The organism is Catenovulum agarivorans DS-2 (assembly GCF_000568405.1).
GTDB classification, from domain to species: Bacteria; Pseudomonadota; Gammaproteobacteria; order Enterobacterales; family Alteromonadaceae; genus Catenovulum; species Catenovulum agarivorans_A.
This window is the reverse complement of record NZ_ARZY01000012.1, coordinates 83121-101145: the sequence shown is the minus strand read 5'-3', so window position 1 is coordinate 101145 and position 18025 is coordinate 83121. Positions and strand designations below refer to the sequence as shown.

The 18025-nt window shown below is 41.3% G+C and carries 13 protein-coding genes; 5 read left to right on the top strand and 8 right to left on the bottom strand.

The features are described 5' to 3' along the window. Positions 1 to 241 precede the first annotated feature (241 nt). From priA to hslU, 4 genes are all read left to right on the top strand, one after another. Positions 242 to 2419 (top strand): primosomal protein N', encoded by a 2178-nt coding sequence (priA, locus tag DS2_RS08285; RefSeq protein WP_035014256.1) that lies wholly within the window; start codon positions 242 to 244, stop codon positions 2417 to 2419. A 230-nt stretch (positions 2420 to 2649) separates the two neighbouring features. Beyond that, a complete protein-coding gene (locus tag DS2_RS08280; RefSeq protein ID WP_035014255.1) occupies positions 2650 to 3216 on the top strand; it encodes an SPOR domain-containing protein in 567 nt (188 codons plus the stop codon). 138 nt (positions 3217 to 3354) lie between these two features. Beyond that, positions 3355 to 3885 carry an ATP-dependent protease subunit HslV gene (gene hslV / locus DS2_RS08275; RefSeq protein WP_035014254.1) on the top strand — a complete coding sequence of 177 codons (531 nt, stop codon included), beginning with the start codon at positions 3355 to 3357 and terminating at the stop codon, positions 3883 to 3885. 9 nt (positions 3886 to 3894) lie between these two features. After that, the gene (hslU, locus tag DS2_RS08270) at positions 3895 to 5226 is read left to right on the top strand and encodes an ATP-dependent protease ATPase subunit HslU (protein ID WP_035014253.1); all 1332 of its coding nucleotides are present in this window, start codon (positions 3895 to 3897) and stop codon (positions 5224 to 5226) included. A gap of 74 nt (positions 5227 to 5300) precedes the next feature. Here hslU and DS2_RS08265 read toward each other — a convergent pair whose 3' ends face one another. Genes DS2_RS08265 through DS2_RS08255 form a run of 3 tightly spaced genes read right to left on the bottom strand, consistent with a single transcriptional unit; the run spans position 5301 to position 8646 of the window. After that, entirely contained in the window at positions 5301 to 5726 is a 426-nt protein-coding gene (locus DS2_RS08265) for a phosphate ABC transporter substrate-binding protein (RefSeq protein WP_035014252.1), read from the bottom strand. A 10-nt stretch (positions 5727 to 5736) separates the two neighbouring features. Beyond that, positions 5737 to 6993 (bottom strand): hypothetical protein, encoded by a 1257-nt coding sequence (locus DS2_RS08260; protein ID WP_035014251.1) that lies wholly within the window; start codon positions 6991 to 6993, stop codon positions 5737 to 5739. 42 nt (positions 6994 to 7035) lie between these two features. Beyond that, positions 7036 to 8646 carry a methyl-accepting chemotaxis protein gene (locus DS2_RS08255; RefSeq protein WP_035014250.1) on the bottom strand — a complete coding sequence of 537 codons (1611 nt, stop codon included), beginning with the start codon at positions 8644 to 8646 and terminating at the stop codon, positions 7036 to 7038. A gap of 125 nt (positions 8647 to 8771) precedes the next feature. Between DS2_RS08255 and DS2_RS08250 the strand changes: the two genes are divergently transcribed. Further along, on the top strand, positions 8772 to 10559 hold the full coding sequence (locus DS2_RS08250; protein WP_035014249.1) for an ABCB family ABC transporter ATP-binding protein/permease: 1788 nt from the start codon (positions 8772 to 8774) through the stop codon (positions 10557 to 10559). On the opposite strand, the gene DS2_RS08245 is transcribed toward DS2_RS08250, so the two are convergent. From DS2_RS08245 to leuC, 5 genes are all read right to left on the bottom strand, one after another. After that, on the bottom strand, positions 10556 to 11350 hold the full coding sequence (locus DS2_RS08245) for a S1/P1 nuclease (RefSeq protein WP_035014248.1): 795 nt from the start codon (positions 11348 to 11350) through the stop codon (positions 10556 to 10558). The genes DS2_RS08250 and DS2_RS08245 overlap by 4 nt on opposite strands. A gap of 6 nt (positions 11351 to 11356) precedes the next feature. Beyond that, complete coding sequence (locus tag DS2_RS08240; protein WP_035014247.1) at positions 11357 to 12559, bottom strand: HD-GYP domain-containing protein; 1203 nt, start codon at positions 12557 to 12559, stop codon at positions 11357 to 11359. Between the two features lie 108 nt (positions 12560 to 12667). Further along, positions 12668 to 15736 (bottom strand): glycoside hydrolase family 15 protein, encoded by a 3069-nt coding sequence (locus DS2_RS08235; RefSeq protein WP_035014246.1) that lies wholly within the window; start codon positions 15734 to 15736, stop codon positions 12668 to 12670. A gap of 277 nt (positions 15737 to 16013) precedes the next feature. Continuing rightward, entirely contained in the window at positions 16014 to 16616 is a 603-nt protein-coding gene (gene leuD, locus DS2_RS08230) for a 3-isopropylmalate dehydratase small subunit (RefSeq protein WP_035014245.1), read from the bottom strand. After that, on the bottom strand, positions 16616 to 18025 hold the full coding sequence (gene leuC, locus DS2_RS08225) for a 3-isopropylmalate dehydratase large subunit (RefSeq protein ID WP_035014244.1): 1410 nt from the start codon (positions 18023 to 18025) through the stop codon (positions 16616 to 16618). Before leuC ends, leuD begins: the two co-directional genes overlap by 1 nt.

Sequence of the window (18025 nt, the reverse complement as noted above, 5' to 3'; positions counted from 1 at the left end):
CCTCAAATTGGGCCGTATAGCCACTATGCCAAATTAAACATTAACTTGCACAGCACCACACGCGACTAAATAAAATAAAGGCGATTAAAGCCTTCAGCTATAATGGCGGCGGATTTTATACCATAGGTAGCCTAAAAACAATGATTTCTCGATTAAAATTTACCTTTCATTCAAACCTATGATTGCTGTATAAAGTGCATCAACTTTTTGCTCGTTTAACCAAGTTGATAGAGGGCTTATTTTGTTTGTTCAAGTTGCTTTAGCTTTACCTTTGCGTCGACTATTTGATTATCGTTTGCCAGAAACGCAGGCGTGTCATCCAGGTTGCCGAGTTGAAGTTACTTTTGGTCGACAAAAACTGATTGGGTTAGTGGTTAAGATTGTTGAGCAGTCAGCCTATCCGGCTGATAAAATCAAGCCGATACACCAGGTACTCGATGAAGCGCCAATCTATTCGCAGCAGATGTTAAAAACGCTAGCTTGGTTACAGCAATATTATTTGTGTCCACCCGGTGAAGTTTACGTTAATTTATTGCCGAAAAAACTCAAAAATGGTGCACCGACGCAATTGCTTGCAGAGCCAATCTGGCAAGTAGTTGATGGTGCAAAACCGCCAGCTGGAAGGGCTTACAAACAACAAGCATTGTTTCATTTACTCAAGAAACTTGGGCCAACCGCACAAAGTTTGTTAAAAGAAGATGGCTTTTCGCTTGCCCAGATTAATCAGCTGGCAGATAAACAACTAATAGAGCAAAACAGCGACTTTTTAAAAAACAAGCAAGTTGAAATCCAACCAAGTGAATTTGAACTTACCTCTGAGCAACAGCAGGTTATAGACAATATTCAAGCCAATGAGAATTTTGCTGTGCACTTGGTGCAAGGCGTAACGGGCAGTGGAAAAACGGAAGTATATATGCGCTTAATGGCCGAAGCTTTAGCGCAAAATAAGCAAGTATTAATATTGGTTCCAGAAATTGGCTTAACTCCACAAACCTTGCAGCGTTTTCAGCAAAGGTTTCATTGCCAAATGTCAGTGTTGCATTCAGAGCTTAACGATAGTGAACGACATAATGCTTGGTTAAAAGCTTGGTTAGGCATAAGTCGCATCATTATTGGCACCCGCTCTGCTGTGATGGTGCCAGCAGCAGAGCTAGGATTGATAGTGTTAGATGAAGAGCACGATGCGTCATATAAACAACAGGATGGGCTAAGATATAATGCCCGAGATGTCGCAATAAAACGAGCTGCTGATCAAAATTGCCCGATTGTTTTGGGTAGTGCAACCCCGTCGTTAGAGTCACTTGCAAATGCTAAAGCGGGTAAATTCAATTGGCTGCATTTAACCAAACGCGCGACTGCAAAATTGCCGCCTAAACCTCAGTTACTCGACATCAAACATCAGCCTTTACAGGTTGGATTAGCTTTTGGTGTTGTTGAGTTGATAGAAAAACATTTAGCGGCAGGCCAGCAGGTATTAGTATTTTTAAATCGCCGCGGTTATTCACCAGCTCTTATTTGCCATGAATGCGGTTGGGTGGCTGAATGCCCGCGCTGTGATAAGCATTTGACGTACCACAGAAATACCCAACTAGTTAACTGTCATCATTGTGGGTATTATGCTAGACCTCCTGCTCAATGCGCTGAATGTGGTTCTAGCCAAATTGTTGATTGGGGTATTGGCACTGAGCAATTAGAAGAGTGGATGCAACAGCGTTTTCCAGAAGCCAATCCGGTAAGGATCGATAGAGATAGTGTTCGGCGCAAAGGCGAACTAGAAAATAAACTAAACGCAATCCAAGCAGGTGAACATAAGTTATTGATTGGCACTCAGATGTTAGCCAAAGGGCACCATTTCCCTCAATTGACGTTAACTGTGATCGTTAATTTAGACAATGCCTTGTACAGCACAGATTTTAGAGCAGCAGAAAAAATGGCGCAGTTATTAGTTCAAGTTGCAGGCAGAGCAGGGCGCGCTGAAAAAACGGGTCAGGTGGTGGTGCAAACTCATTTCCCAAATCACAATTACCTTAATACTTTGATTGAAAAAGGTTATACAGAACTAGCGCAATTATTATTAAAAGAGCGTGAAGACAGCCAACTTCCTCCATATCAGTACTGGTGTATCTTACGAATGGAAGCACAAAATCAACAGGTTGTTGAGCAGGTTTCGCAACAAGTTGATAGCTTGTTTAACCAGTATATATGTCAGCATTATCAAGGTGTTGAGGTGTTTGCTAATATGCCAGCTCCGCAAGAAAAACGCGCTGGTAAATATCGGCAAATCATTATTTTTAGTGCCAAACAGCGCAGTATGTTAAATGCTGCGATGAACCAATTAACAGCATCGCTTGAACAGAACGACTTTGCGCAAAAAGTACGTTGGTTATTTGATGTTGACCCACTTGATTTGAATGGCTAATCCTTTCGACATTTTTTGTTGCTTTTATTTGTTCTATAAGCAATAAAAATGCTCGATAAAAATCATGCTTTAGCTGGGCTTGTTTGCTACTTACATATTGCGCTGGAATCGCAGCTAATTTAACCAAGCAAATAAAATTTTCATGCAGTTACGCTTATAACGGTTTTAACTAAATTAAATGGCCTTTATACTCGTAAGCAAAATTTATCAGCAATAACCAATCAAGCATTATGGCACGCGACTACGTAAAAAAAGGTAAACCAGCGAGTAGAGCTAAAAGAGGGGCTAAATCAGCGCCGCCTCCACCGCCAGCTCCGTCAAAAAAACCAAAAGCATTTATTTTTGTATTCTTAGTCATTGGTATACTTGCTGGGTTTGGTTATTTTTTATGGTCGATAAAAGACCGAGCACCAGACTCAGCTGAGCCAGTGCAAAATACCCAGCCTAAACAAGCCAAACCTAAACCTTTGCCGAAAATTCCCGAAGAAAAGTGGGAATACGTTAAAGAGCTTGAAAACAAAGAAGTAGAGGTTGATGTTCCAGAGCGTGAAGACGGCCCTAAAAGACCTTATCAAATGCAATGTGGTTCGTTTAGAAGTGAACAGCAAGCCAATGTGATGAAAGCGCAAATCGCATTTGCTGGGTTGGAATCTATTATTAAACGAACCGAAGGCAATAATGGCGTTTGGTATCGAGTGGTGTTAGGCCCATACAATACCAAACGTGATGCCGAAGCCGATAGGCACAGACTACAAGATATTAAGATCAATAGTTGCCAAATTTGGTATTGGACTTGATTTGCCAAAAATCTCCCCCATTTAACAATCAAAGACATTAACTCCTCAAACTTTATTTTGGTTTTGGCCGTGGCTTTACAGCTAACGGCCTCTTTTTGTTGTAGCGGTTTGAGGTAAAGCTGAAACAGAGGAAAGAATATGACAACGATTGTATCGGTTCGTCGCGCAGGCAAAGTGGTTATTGGTGGTGATGGCCAGGTGTCACTTGGTAATACAGTGATGAAAGGTAATGCACGCAAAGTACGCCGTTTGTATCACAACAAGGTTTTGGCGGGTTTTGCTGGTGGTACTGCAGATGCATTTACCTTATTTGAACGTTTTGAAAGTAAGCTTGAGATTCATCAAGGCCATTTAACTCGTGCCGCTGTAGAACTTGCAAAAGACTGGCGAACAGACAGAGCATTGCGCCGATTAGAAGCCTTACTGGCAGTTGCTGATGAAGAAGCTTCGTTAATTATTACGGGCAACGGTGATGTTATTCAACCAGAGCATGACCTAATAGCGATAGGCTCAGGTGGGCCATATGCGCAAGCCGCGGCAACAGCCTTGTTAGAAAACACTGAGTTATCTGCCAAAGATATTGTTGAAAAAAGTTTGAAGTTGGCCGGGGACATTTGTGTTTACACCAACCACAGCCAAACCATTGAAGAATTAGACGCAAAAGAGTAGGAGTGTGACATGTCGCAAATGACCCCTAGAGAAATTGTTCACGAATTAAACCGCCATATTATTGGTCAGCAAGGTGCAAAAAAAGCAGTTGCGATTGCGCTCAGAAATCGCTGGCGTCGTATGCAATTAAATGAAGAGTTACGCCAAGAAGTTACACCAAAGAATATTTTGATGATTGGTCCTACAGGTGTAGGTAAAACTGAAATAGCCCGCAGATTGGCAAAATTGGCCAATGCTCCGTTTATTAAAGTAGAAGCGACTAAATTCACCGAAGTGGGTTATGTTGGTAAAGAAGTCGAGACCATTATTCGTGATTTAGCGGATATCTCGGTTAAAATGACGCGTGAGCAAGCGACACAAAAAGTAAAACACAGAGCAGAAGAAGCCGCTGAAGAACGTATTTTAGACGCACTATTACCGCGGGCTAAAACACCATTTGGTGAAGATGCTGAGCCTGAAACGGATAGCTCTACTCGCCAAGTATTTCGCAAAAAATTACGCGAAAAGCAACTCGACGACAAAGAGATTGAAATTGAAGTTGCGGCGCCTCAGGTTGGTGTAGAAATTATGGCTCCACCTGGTATGGAAGATATGACTAACCAATTACAAAGCATGTTTCAGAATTTATCTGGTTCTACGTCGAAAACACGTAAACTAAAAGTGAAAGAAGCGTATAAGTTGCTTGTTGAGGAAGAAGCAGCTCGCATGGTTAATCAAGATGATTTAAAAGAACAAGCGATTAATGCTGTTGAGCAAAATGGTATCGTCTTTATTGATGAGATAGATAAGATCTGTAAGCGTGGTGAAAGCAGCGGCCCTGATGTTTCGCGCGAAGGGGTCCAGCGTGATTTGTTGCCGTTAGTTGAAGGCTCAACTGTGTCGACCAAACACGGTATGGTTAAAACCGACCACATTTTATTTATCGCATCTGGTGCATTCCAAATGGCTAAACCGTCTGATTTAATTCCAGAGTTGCAAGGGCGTTTACCAATCCGAGTTGAGTTATCAGCATTAACAACCGAAGATTTTGTGTCTATTTTAACGGATACCAACGCATCGTTAACTGAACAATACAGTGCATTGTTGGCTACTGAAGGTGTAACGGTTGATTTTACCGATGATGGTATTAAACGCATTGCTGAAGCAGCATGGCAAGTGAATGAACGCACAGAAAACATCGGCGCACGCCGTTTGCACACGGTAATGGAAAAACTTATGGAAGAAATTTCATTTGATGCCAGTGAAAAAGATGGTGAAAAACTTGTGGTAGATGCAGCTTACGTCAATAAATACTTAAGTGATGTTATTGAAGACGAAGATTTATCTCGCTTCATTTTATAAGCCATATTGATGGCGAAATTAAAAATGGAGGCAGAGCCTCCATTTTTATTTGCTTGAACATGGCTTTTATTCAATTATTCCAACGTATAAACCACTTTAACTGATCCATCCACTAAACTGCCGTCGATGTAACCAATCATATTTGGATTTGAAGCCACCAACGATTTTACATTGTTGCTATCACCTGCATCTTTGGGAGGTGTGCCTTTTCCGGTGAAAACCAATTTTGACCAATATGCTTTGTATTGAGATGCACTTTTTTTACAGACTTGCTCGTTAAATTGATCTCGTGCTGCTGTGCCAGCATCTTGGTTAAGTGGCACCGCAGCTGTACCATTGGGAAACTTCTTGGTTTTACCCAAAAAAAGTCGAGATACATCGTCAGCTGACATTGAATCAAAACCAGTCGAAGGATGAACCACAACCACTATTTCACTTAATGCCGCAAAGGGTGTGATAAGCAGGCCGATTGCGACAATCATTGCTTTAAAATTAGACATGAGCATCTCCTTAAAACACAGTTTGTAGCGCAAATGCATATACTTTTTGGCCCGCGCGCCCTTCAGTATCAACATCCGAATACTGAATCTTTAATGCTGTACCTGCTGTGATGTCCCAACGAGCCCCTAAGGTGACTGTATCTCTTGTTAGTGGATCATCTGCTGCCAGTCCATCTAACAACTGTTTTACCGTACCAGATACTTGATCGGTAACGGCTACACCTTTGGATATTTGCGATGCATCGTCGTCAGCTTTTGATGCGGTCAGGTGAATTAACCAATCACCTGTTCTAACCCCAACCATTACAAATTGACGTATATTGTCAGAAAAAAGTGTTTCGTCATCCAGTCTTAACTCAACATGTTCTGCAGCCGCGACAAACGTGCCTGTGTCTATATTGACACCAACTTCAAGAAACTGCGCAGTGTCGTCTTGAATTAACATTCGGTCGGTATTTTGATTGTAACCTAAGTGGGTTAAAAAATCAGCAAAACCACCGATAGTGAGTGGTGATTGTAACGTATGTTGTGCTTCTGGCGGTAATTGGCTATTGACTGCATTATTTAAATCTGACGCTGGGCCACTAATTGAACTGGGTAAACCAACTGGAGTTAAATCAATGCTGAGTTTAGCCGTATGGTAAGCCGCTCTAAAGGTCCACCAATCTTTGGCCAATGTGCCAGCAAACCCAAGTTGATTGCGGGTTTTTGCTTCAACATCCATACCGCCTTGGTTGAGGGTATCGGTGAAACCACCAAAATAAACTTGCATTGTTGTGTCAAAACTACCGAGTGTGCCCGTGGTGTAGTAGTCGATACCATTTACGTTGTTAAATGGTAAATAATACACTTCGTTTGGGGGGCTAATCCACGGGTACGCATACCCTACATCTAGGTAATCTGAATACATATAAAATGGCGTTCTAAGCCGACCAATTCTCACTGTGCTTTCGTCAGTGGCTTGCCAACTAACATATGCCCACTCAGCCTCTACATCAAAGCCGTCAAAACTACGCGCCGTTAACTGCACGGTTGCGCTGAGTTCATCTGATATATCAGATGATACTTGAATACCAAGCAAACTGTTGTCGAATGTGAGATCTTCTTCTGAATAACCAGCGTAACTAGGGGCTGATTCGTCATCAACAAATCCACCACCAATCGACATAAAGCCTGAAAAGTTAAAGTCGCCAGCTTGTGCTAATGGGTGTGCGCAGGAGAGCAGGGCAAGCGCACAAATTGACTGTTTCAGCCTAGTTTGAATCATAAAATGCTCCTATGGGTATAACTAATCTGTACTTATAAAAATCTACACTTTAAATTGTGAAGACAAGCTTCTGAGTGCAGCTGTAATATCAACAGTGTCTTCGGTTACAGAGTCTACCTTGGACGTTGTTAAACTTAATTGTTCTGTGTTTGCATGGATGGAGGTTACATTGTCCATTATATGTGCAAACGTCATGCTCTGTTGATGCGTCGCCGCGGCAATTTGACTATTCACAGAGGTAATTACATCAACGTTGCTCAAAATACTATTTAATACCTCACCGGATTTATTTGTCGCCTCAACCCCGCTATTGGCTTTTTCGACACTGTGTTGCATTGCATAAACTGCATTAGATGAGACGTCACGCAATTCGCCAATAACTGTGTGTATCTCTTCTGTTGCTTGACGAGTACGTACAGCTAGCTCTCTGACTTCATCCGCAACGACTGCAAAACCTCGACCATGTTCACCTGCTCGAGCAGCCTCAATTGCTGCATTTAATGCGAGCAAGTTAGTTTGTTCGGCAACATTTTGTATGGTGTCGAGTAAGTTACCAACATCATTGGAAAAGGATTCAAATTTATTGACGATTCCGGCCGCTTGGTTGATCTCATCTGCAAGTGCTGTAATCGTCTGTACACTCGTGTTCAGCGTTTGCTTTCCTAGATCGGCCGCTTGTTTGGCATCTGCAGTTTGAGTTGCAGCCGTTTCCGCAAACTCAGCAACTTCGTTGACACTGGCCATTAATTCTTCAATTGAACGTCTCAGATCACTAATTGCAGTGTTTTGTGCTTCACTTTGGCTAGAATTTTCGCAGCTAGCCTCGGTAAGTTGACTACTCACTCGGGATAACCCCTCGATATCCTCAGAGATATCGGCAAAAGCAGAATGTAGTTTAGCGACAAATTGGTTAAAGTTGGTGACAAGTTCTCCAATTTCATCCTTGCCTGAGTATTGAATTCTAACGGTTAAATCACCTTTACCTGTTGCCATTTCATGAAGGTTTGATGATACCGTTTTTATATTGGAGGTAATCGACTTTCCAATAAATACACTGGCGACAACTAATCCACTAATCGCAATAAATGCGATAATCAAAGTCAAGCGATTCGCTTCTGCAGATGAATCAATGGTCGAAGTTATTGCTTGGGTAAACTCTGAGCGTACATTAGTGCGCATGCGCTCCATTGCCTCTTTTAACTGCTCGAGTACTTGGGCATTTTTGGCGGCGTCTGTTGCTATGGTTGAAAAGTCGACCGTGCCGTCGATAAAACCTTTAGAGATTTCAATCGACTTATTGGTCCAACTATCTAGTAAGTTTTCTAGTGTTTTTTGCGACGTTTTTAATTCCGGTGCTAACTTGTTTATTTGAGCTATGTTTTGTTTAATGGTTTGGTAATAAGCTGAAGCTTGTTCAATCGACTGTTCATCACCTGTGGTAACTGCACTATTAAACTGTTGTTCCATTAGCAACACTGAGCCTACATTTTCAGTGGTCATTTCTAAAATAGGATAGAGCCGGCTTTCTAACCTTTGTAACGATTTTGCATTTTGGCTTTCAACCATTTGCGCGTAAAATTGTGTTATCGAAAATGCCAATACGGTAATGGCGACCATTGCCATTAATTTATGCGATATTCGCAGTGAAAACATATAAGATCCTCTTCTTTACCTACTTTCGCTACACTGGGAGGGCCTGTTATTGCTAAAAGTGTAGCAGAGAAACAAATAACTACTAATTTTTCGAATAATTACATTCAAATATCATAAGGTTGTTCATGCGCCCATCTCACTACAATGACTTCGACAACAAAACGCTTAATTGGCAAGTCGTCAGGCAAGTTTGGCCTTATTTGACCGAGTTTAAATTACGCATTGTATTAGCCTTGTTGTGTTTAATACTTGCTAAAGTTGCTGGCGTGACTTTACCTTTTGTACTTAAAAATATCGTAGATGGATTAAATACTAACAATGGGGTTGAGGGTTGGGCTGCTGTGCCATTAGCCTTGTTGTTAGCTTATGGTGCGGTTAGATTGCTCAATACCATAATCGGCGAAGTTCGCGATACCTTGTTTGGCCGAGTAACGGAACGCGCCATGCGTCGCCTTGGCTTGGCGGTATTTCAGCACTTACACCAGCTGGATATAGATTTTCATTTAACGCGGCAAACGGGCGGTATTGCTAGAGATATTGACCGAGGTACACATGGTGTTAGTTTTTTAATGCGCTTTATGGTGTTTAATATTGGGCCAACCTTGTTAGAAATAACTTTTGTGGTTGGATTGTTTTTTATCAACTATGGTTGGCCATTTGCGCTGATTATTGTTATTGCGATTGTTTGTTATGTTGGATTTTCTATTTGGGCGACGGATTGGCGAACTGAATACGTCAAGGCTGCCGCAAAAGCTGATTCAAGTAGCAGTACGCGTGCAATTGATAGTTTGTTGAATTACGAAACGGTTAAGTATTTTAACAATGAAGCGTACGAAGCTCAGCGCTACGACGCCGCTTTGGCTGATTGGGAAGTGGCCAAACGAAAAAACCGTTTATCATTATTTGTGTTAAATGCTGGCCAAGCATTAGTGATTTCAACTGCGATGGCCAGTATGATGATATTGGCTGCCTATCAGGTAAGTTTAAACAAAATGTCTATCGGTGATTTTGTATTAGTAAATGCTTTTATGATGCAGCTGTTTTTGCCACTGAACTTTTTGGGTTTTGTTTATCGGGAAATTAAAGGCTCATTGGCGAACATTGAGCATATGTTTGCGCTGTTAAAACGCCAACCCAAAACAACAGATAAAGCGCAGGCGCAGCCATTGGTGGTCGCTCAAGCTAACGTCGAATTTAATCAAGTGAGTTTTAACTACAATCAAGATCGCAGCATCTTGAAGGATGTTTCATTTACCTTAGAGCCAGGCGAGAAAATTGCGATAGTTGGACATAGTGGTTCAGGAAAATCTACATTGGTTAAGTTGCTGTATCGTTTTTACGATCTTGATTCGGGGCAAATTTTGATTGATGGTCAGAATATCGCGGATGCAACTTTGCAGTCACTTAGGCAAAGTATCAGCATAGTGCCACAGGATACAGTGTTGTTTAACGATAGCTTGTTTAACAACATTCGATATGGTCGCCAAGATGCTACTGAAGATGAGGTCGTTACTGCGGTTGAATTAGCCGCATTAGCTGACTTTGTTGCGTCGCTGCCAAAAGGGCTTGAAACTCAAGTGGGTGAGCGCGGGCTTAAATTATCCGGTGGCGAAAAACAACGTGTAGCGATAGCAAGGGCAATTTTGAAGAATGCTCCCATCTTGGTGTTTGATGAGGCAACCTCGTCATTAGATTCAAATGCAGAGCGCACCATAATGCGCGCGTTTAATCAATATGCATCAGGACACTCTAGCATAGTGATTGCGCATAGATTATCGACTATTGTTGATGCGGATAAAATTATTGTGTTAGACAAAGGAAACTTGGTTGAGCAGGGTACGCATGCAAATTTATTAGCTGCGAAAGGGCATTATTATAACTTGTGGCAAGCTCAACAGCAGCAACAAGACTAATGAGCCAGCAGTGTATTGAGTAAATGTGCAAGCCGAACTGCGGCTTGCATTAACCTAAGCTCAGTGGTTTTAAGTGCATCCGAAACATATTTACTGTCGATATTCTGTCGCTCAGCGGTCGGATAAATCTGCTGGCGAATTTTCGCACTTTCATTAATCCATTCAATCGACGAACTATCTTGCCAAGTTTGAATTTGTGCCAAGGGCAATTGATTGAGTTGGGCTGACAGCTTGTTATGCCAATGTTTTTGTTTATGCTGCGACAACATTTGGCTGTCCCACAATCTGTGTAAATTGGTTCTTTTGTGCTGGAAGTACACCTGAAAATTATTGCCTCCGCGGTCTTTACCATTACCAGCGTGCAGAGGTTGATGAATATCTCCAACCAAATGTAGGATAAAATATAGCGCGAGTTTTTGTTGTTTAGGATTATTTGACTTAGCTAAAACACCGGCGTAGTGGTTTAACGCGGTGTAAGCATCACCTCTTGATGGTGCGTGTTGATTTTGCGAGTATAGCTGGCCATCGGGCACAGTGACATAATGCCAAGGTGAAGCGGTTTTTTGCCAAAATTCGCTTTTATTGCCGCGCATTCGATCTAAATATGTGGTGGCGTATGCGATGGATTCGTTGCCGAGTAGTCGCTTTATTTTTTCTTTGGCTGTTGTGGTTAAAAATGGTTCTGCGAGTTCACCTGTTAATGCATGACCCATCGGGCCCCAAGCATAAACAGGTGGCTGAATTACAGCGAATAAGTAGAGCAGCCCAATCGCTATTCGAATTCGTTTCACAGATGGCTAGTTGCTTAAAACGTCTTTAAAAAACTTCATCAACTCAATACCGAATTGTTCTGGTTTAACTGCTTTGTCTATGCTTTCTGTACAGTTGCTTTTTGATAGGTCAATATCTTTTATTTCTGAGTATCTTTTATGTTTGGTGTTATAAAAGACTTTTACTACAGGTTGTAGAGGATTGATTCGGTTAGCTTGAGTTACAATTGCTAGTTTACCACTATTTAGCAGTACTAAGGTGCCAACAGGGTGAATACCCATACATTTAATAAATTGTTGCAGCAAGTTTGCGTCAATTTCAGCCGGTGCCATAGATAACATGATTTTGAACGCGGCGCTTGGTGTCATGCCTTTTTTATATACGCGCTCGGCTGTCATAGCATCGTAAATATCAACAATCGTTAACATCCGGCCTGCTTGGGTAATGTGCTCATCCTCTAACCCTTTTGGGTAACCACAGCCATTGAGTTTTTCATGATGTAAACTAACTGTTTTGATGCATTCGTCACTGATCCCTTGGCTTTGTTGTAACGTTTCGACTCCGTACTCGACGTGTTTTTTCATAATTTCAAACTCGTCTTCGGTTAATCGTGACGGTTTATGTAGAACTTCGTCTGGTACCAGTACTTTTCCTATATCGTGTAAAAATGCACTTTGCGCTAATTGCTCTATTTCCTTGTCGCTAAACTGCAAATGTTTGGCAAACATCGCCATCAGTATTGAGACATTTAGTGAATGTTCATAGAGGTAGGCATCTTTATCCCGAATGCGTGTCATGCACGCTAGTGCTTCTTCATTACGAAAAATTGAATCAATTAATTGGCTGGTTAATTCTTTTATCGGCTCAATGTCGAGTGCATGGCCTTGCTTAATTCCGTTGATGACTTTGTTTTGCAAATCGAGCGCTTCAGAATAGAGCTTTTTGGCTTTTTTCATTTCCAAAGCAACTTTGGTTGGTTTAATTGTGTCTTTGCGTTCGGTCGATTGCCGATGTTGCGTGATATCAACACGAGATTGGTCTTTATCAGCTTGAATGCTTTTGTCAGGATCTATCGCTACTTCTACTACGCCTTTTTTTCTCAATACTTGAATAACTTCAGGTTTTTTCACCCAGCCACTGGTTTTTACTGCCACTTGACCTGTTTGTTTTGTGACTTCAATTACATACATACCAACTTTAACTTCACTGAGCGGAATTATTTTTTGCATGTTCTACCAATTGTTGAGAGTTTACTTAATAACGATAGCAAAAGTTGACATTTTTGCTGGAAAATCTGGCTGAAATATCTTCAGCCAGATCAGGGTATATGCGAAGGGTTAGTTTGGCAATTGTTCTTTCAGTACCTGAGTTACATAATGTTGTAATGTTTCAGGTGAGCGCATTAATAGCTGCTCTAAATGGCTTTGACAGCTACTGTCTTCGCCTTCAAGCTCTACGAGTTTATAAGCTGCTTTGGCTAATATATCGCCTAACACAACATAATCATGGCATTTCACATCTTCGTGTTGTTGGCAATAATTATGATAGATAGCCAGTACCTCAACAAGTGCTGCTTTGTAATAAACTGGATGAGCTTCTTGAATTAACTGATCAACTAAAGCGGCAAAACTTTCTTCGCCTGGCGTCATGGAACTACGCACAACTTCGCTGTCTAGTTTGGCTTTGTCATTGGCATGATCTGCAAAAACGATTCCCTTACAAAAAGCCAAACTTTGCCAAATAGCTGAGATAAAGTCATCATCAAAACGGGCGATTAACCCCCGTTCAGAACGCCATAACAGCCAGTCTGTGTCCATTGCATGATGCGTTCCAGCAATGTATTCATGTGAGCCGTCTTGCCTAGAGAAGCTTACTTTAACATCGATATCGAATGTTCTGTGTTGGTTTTCAAGAATCGATTGGACCTTTTGCATAAACTGGTGAGGCGACAGTTGCGCAAGTGTTTCCATAGTTGCACACTGTTTGCTGCTGTTTTCACTGCACATACTCAACATGTTGTGTAAGTGAATTGAACGTACACCATTAAATAACTGAGTATTGGTACGAATTGTATAGCTTAAGATCACCAATAGTTCTTGAACTAAGGTGCGTTCTAGTGGTGTTTTAGCTGCAATATCAAGCGTATGTAGTAACTCTTCTTGATCAAGTAACGATTCATCACCACTCAATACTGTCAAGTTATTGGTGCCAACTAAAATACTTAAGTTGCGAGAACACAGCAGAGATAAATCATCCGCTAAATCAGCATGTGCTTTACCTAATGCCGAAAAACACCATCGAGCCGTTAGCCAAAAATTCTTGTGTCGAGCAATTTGGTAACAAGCTTCAACTAATTGTCTAAATTGAACACTGTTATCTAGGCTAATATCTGAAGTTAATGAGTGATCAACAGCCCAAGTGACTAGGTGCTGATAGCAATTTTGGTCACTACTTTCTAATTCTGGTAACTGGGCAGCAAACTCGGGTTTTAATACTGCAGGGTTGAACGGGTAAGTGTCTTGGCCAACGTTTAGGTTTGTTTCAAATGCGGTTTCGTTTAAAACTAATTTAGGTAAATTGAGCTGGCAATTACATGAAGCCCGCAGTGCAAGTGCTGCTGATGCATAACCAACATTATTAAATTGATTGCGCAGTTGGAGCTTTTTCAATGTATCAAACAAAGGTTTGGTTTGTGCTGATTCACACATAGATTGGGTGACCATGTAGGTGACAACCGCCGCTTGTTTGTTTATCCAGTGTTTGTTTATATGATTAATTTCATTGATTAAAATTTCACAATCTAGTTCAGCGTCATAATTTCGGTAATTGCAGCTGTCTTGTTGGACAGATGATAAACATAAATACTGGTTGTTGTTTATTTGATAAGTTTTAGCGGTTGCTAAACTTTGCATTCTACGACGCGGACGGCCTGATAAACCTAACACAGGGTTTTCGCCTAGGTGTTGGTAAGCTTCTACCAACTGGTTTGCTGTCATAACCCCGATGGGGGCAATTTCAGCTGGCGTTTCTGCAATAACACCGTGGTTTGCTAATAGCTGTTTTATTTGCTCGTTTTCCGCCAAAATCACCACTGCAATTTGAGTTTCGTTTGTGCTGGTGGAGCGATAACGTAATTTGCATGGGTCTAAATCGTCTAGCTCAATTAAACCTTCGTCAATCATAAAGCCGGTATAAAATAAACTTTGAGCCCAAACGAGCGGTAAGTTTTCATTTGGTACACGCGGCTGTGAATGTGGGTTTTCTTTCTCCGCTGCTACATTATCCTTGTGTAAATAATAGAGTTCAGGGATGAGCATTTTTCCATCCTGCTCAACCATTATCGACTCTAACTTACTGCGATAGTATTGTGCTTGTTCGTCGTCACGATCGTATAGTGCTTGAATATAAAGATAAGTAAAAAATAACGGCCATTCCGATTCAATATCTTTAAAATTGGTTAGCTCGTTATGCTCATAATGGATACGGCTGTGATCTTCTACTGCGGTTTGGTGCCCGTCCCATAAAAAACGCTTGCAGCCATAATTACCACCTAGTTCACTAATAATCTTATCTCGAGTTTTTTTAACCAAAGCTTTATCGCCCACAGCAAAGGCTGGGAAACCAATAATACTTAAAATTGCACTGTCTACTTCTTTTGAAATCGACTCGCGTGGTAATAAGCGGGCTAGGGTGTTACGAGCGCGAGAAATGCCATCAGGGATTGAGTGTACTATCGCTCTTGGGCTAGCATTTTTGCCAAATAAATTAAAGCCATCTAGAGCTTGCAAAGCAGCTTTGGCCATGCCAACTGAACTGGCATTGATTTCGGTTTTGCCATTATTGATTTTATTACCACGCTCCCAAATGCCGTAGTCAGGAATTCGGTATGCGAATGCTATGTAGTAAATCAGGTTTTGCACGAAATCAACTTCGTCGTAGGTATTTACAATACGCAGTCCTGATGCCGACATTTGTGCGATCATCAGCAAAAAGATTGAGGTCGCGTCAATTTGTAGATGTCCCCAAGCATCATCAGCAACCACAGTTAAACCTGTGGCTGTGTCATATTTAGCATGTAATGCATCTTTTGCGTGCAAAGTATGTTTGAATTTTTCAACCTTATCTGACTGACGCATCATTGACTGCAATAAACCTCGCATCAATTTGATGGTTGATTGGCACAACTCATCCGATCGTTCAGTTTCGCCAATACGTCGGTATGCAAGCCCTAAGGCCCAAACACTCATAATAGAGTATACGTTATCACGCACCCAAGCGTCAGTGTAATCGCCATGGGTAGTAATTGCGGTGCTGGCAGGCAGTAGCCCAGTTACCGGGTGCTGTCTTTTTAAAATAATGTCTTGGATATCTTGATATAGACGATTCAAAATATGGGTATTGTTCATAGTCGTATCCGCACAAACATTTGTTTGTGTTTTGGTTGTTAGTTCTTTTTATACGTTTATTTATAGATGATATATGCAATTATTACACCTAATAAATGCTACAGCTTAGTGAAAGTGGTCACGCGCTGAGATTGCTTTTGTCTAATTGCAAACAAAAAAGGCCGCACATCAGTGCAGCCTTTTATATTTTATTTAATTCCTAGGGCATAAGTTTAACCGATATGTTTAGGCAATAAAGTTGAATACGTATTCAACTTGATTACCATTGATATGGTTACTAGCTTAACCAACTGGGTAATTTATTTTCGTATGCAGTAATGTCATCTGCAAATTGCAGCGTCCAACCGATTGAATCTAATCCATTAATTAAACAGTGTTTATGGAAATCATTGATTGGGAAGCTATAAGCTTTACCATTTACCGTTAAGGTTTGTGCTGGCAAATCAACTTCAAACGCGACATTGTCATCGGCTGCGACTGCTTGGAACAACTCCTCAACTTCGCCTTCAGTCAATTTGATTGGCAAAATTTGATTGTTCATACAGTTACCGTAAAAGATATCTGCAAAGCTGCTTGCTACAACAACATCAAAACCATAGTCTTTTATTGCCCATGGCGCATGTTCACGGCTTGAACCACAACCAAAGTTATCGCGAGATAACAACACGTTGGCACCTTGGTATTCCGCTTTGTTTAACGCAAAATCTGGGTTGTCTTGTGTACCAGCTTCGTCTAAATAGCGCCAGTCATGGAATAAATGCACACCAAAACCAGTGCGGTCAACTTTTTGTAAAAACTGTTTTGGGATAATTTGGTCAGTATCCACGTTAGATTTATCTAACGGTGCAACCTTGCCTTTAATTTGAGTAATACCTGACATTATTTGCCCTCCACTAAAGTGCGTACATCAACAAAGTGACCTGAAACAGCAGCAGCTGCAGCCATTGCTGGGCTGACTAAGTGAGTGCGACCACCGCGGCCTTGGCGACCTTCAAAGTTACGGTTTGAAGTTGATGCACAACGCTCTTCAAAACCTAATTTGTCGTCATTCATGGCTAAACACATTGAACAACCAGGTAAACGCCATTCAAAACCAGCTTCAATAAAGATTTTATCTAAGCCTTCTTCTTCAGCTTGTTTGCGCACTTGGCCTGAGCCTGGTACCACTAATGCTTCAATGCCAGCTTGCACTTTACGCCCTTGAGCAACTTTTGCTGCTGCACGTAAATCTTCAATACGGCTATTGGTACAAGAACCAATAAATACTTTATCAACGGCTAAATCAGTTAATGCCTGACCTGCTTCAATGCCCATATATTTTAATGCTGCTTCACAAGATGCACGTTCAACTGGGTTTTCAAAAGATTCTGGAGCTGGGATAGGTTGGTTTACACCTATTACTTGACCAGGGTTGGTGCCCCAAGTCACTTGTGGTGTAATATCTTCTGCTTTTAATGTAACAACTGTATCAAACTCAGCGTCAGCATCTGATTTTAAGTTTTTCCAATATTCAACTGCTTCATCCCAAGCTGCACCTGTTGGTGCAAATTCGCGACCTTTAACATAGTCGATAGTGGTTTGGTCTGGAGCAACTAAACCCGCTTTGGCACCAGCTTCAATACTCATGTTACAAATGGTCATGCGTTGCTCCATGGATAATGCTTCAATCGCATCACCACAGTATTCCATAACATGGCCTGTAGCGCCGTCCATACCTATTTTGCCAATGATTGCTAAGATAATGTCTTTTGCATCTACACCAAATGGTAATTGTCCATTAACTTCAACTTTCATGGTTTTGTAGCGGTTTTGTTTTAACGTTTGTGTTGCTAAAACATGTTCAACTTCAGATGTACCAATACCAAAAGCTAATGCACCAAACGCACCGTGAGTTGCGGTATGTGAGTCACCACAAACAATGGTTGTGCCCGGTAAGGTAATGCCTAATTCTGGGCCAATTACATGGACAATACCCTGTTTTAAATGGCCTACACTGTACAAACGTACGCCAAATTCTTCACAGTTTTGCTGTAAAGTCTGCATTTGAATACGTGCCATAGGCGCCGCAGCATCAATTGCAATAGATTTAGTGGATACGTTGTGATCCATAGTTGCGAATGTTTTGTCAACACAACGCACAGGACGGTTTTTTTCACGCAAACCAGAAAATGCTTGTGGTGAGGTGACTTCGTGTACTAAATGGCGATCAATATAAATTAACGGTGTTTCACCTTCTTCGGCACGCACTATGTGCGCATCGTAGATTTTTTCGTATAACGTTTTGCCCAT

Coding starts and splice junctions, on each gene's coding strand:
- DS2_RS08280 (WP_035014255.1), top strand. CDS start 2,650: ATGGCACGCGACTACGTAAAAAAAGGTAAACCAGCGAGTAGAGCTAAA.
- hslV (WP_035014254.1), top strand. CDS start 3,355: ATGACAACGATTGTATCGGTTCGTCGCGCAGGCAAAGTGGTTATTGGT.
- hslU (WP_035014253.1), top strand. CDS start 3,895: ATGTCGCAAATGACCCCTAGAGAAATTGTTCACGAATTAAACCGCCAT.
- DS2_RS08265 (WP_035014252.1), bottom strand. CDS start 5,726: ATGTCTAATTTTAAAGCAATGATTGTCGCAATCGGCCTGCTTATCACA.
- DS2_RS08260 (WP_035014251.1), bottom strand. CDS start 6,993: ATGATTCAAACTAGGCTGAAACAGTCAATTTGTGCGCTTGCCCTGCTC.
- DS2_RS08255 (WP_035014250.1), bottom strand. CDS start 8,646: ATGTTTTCACTGCGAATATCGCATAAATTAATGGCAATGGTCGCCATT.
- DS2_RS08250 (WP_035014249.1), top strand. CDS start 8,772: ATGCGCCCATCTCACTACAATGACTTCGACAACAAAACGCTTAATTGG.
- DS2_RS08240 (WP_035014247.1), bottom strand. CDS start 12,559: ATGCAAAAAATAATTCCGCTCAGTGAAGTTAAAGTTGGTATGTATGTA.
- DS2_RS08235 (WP_035014246.1), bottom strand. CDS start 15,736: ATGAACAATACCCATATTTTGAATCGTCTATATCAAGATATCCAAGAC.
- leuD (WP_035014245.1), bottom strand. CDS start 16,616: ATGTCAGGTATTACTCAAATTAAAGGCAAGGTTGCACCGTTAGATAAA.
- leuC (WP_035014244.1), bottom strand. CDS start 18,025: ATGGGCAAAACGTTATACGAAAAAATCTACGATGCGCACATAGTGCGT.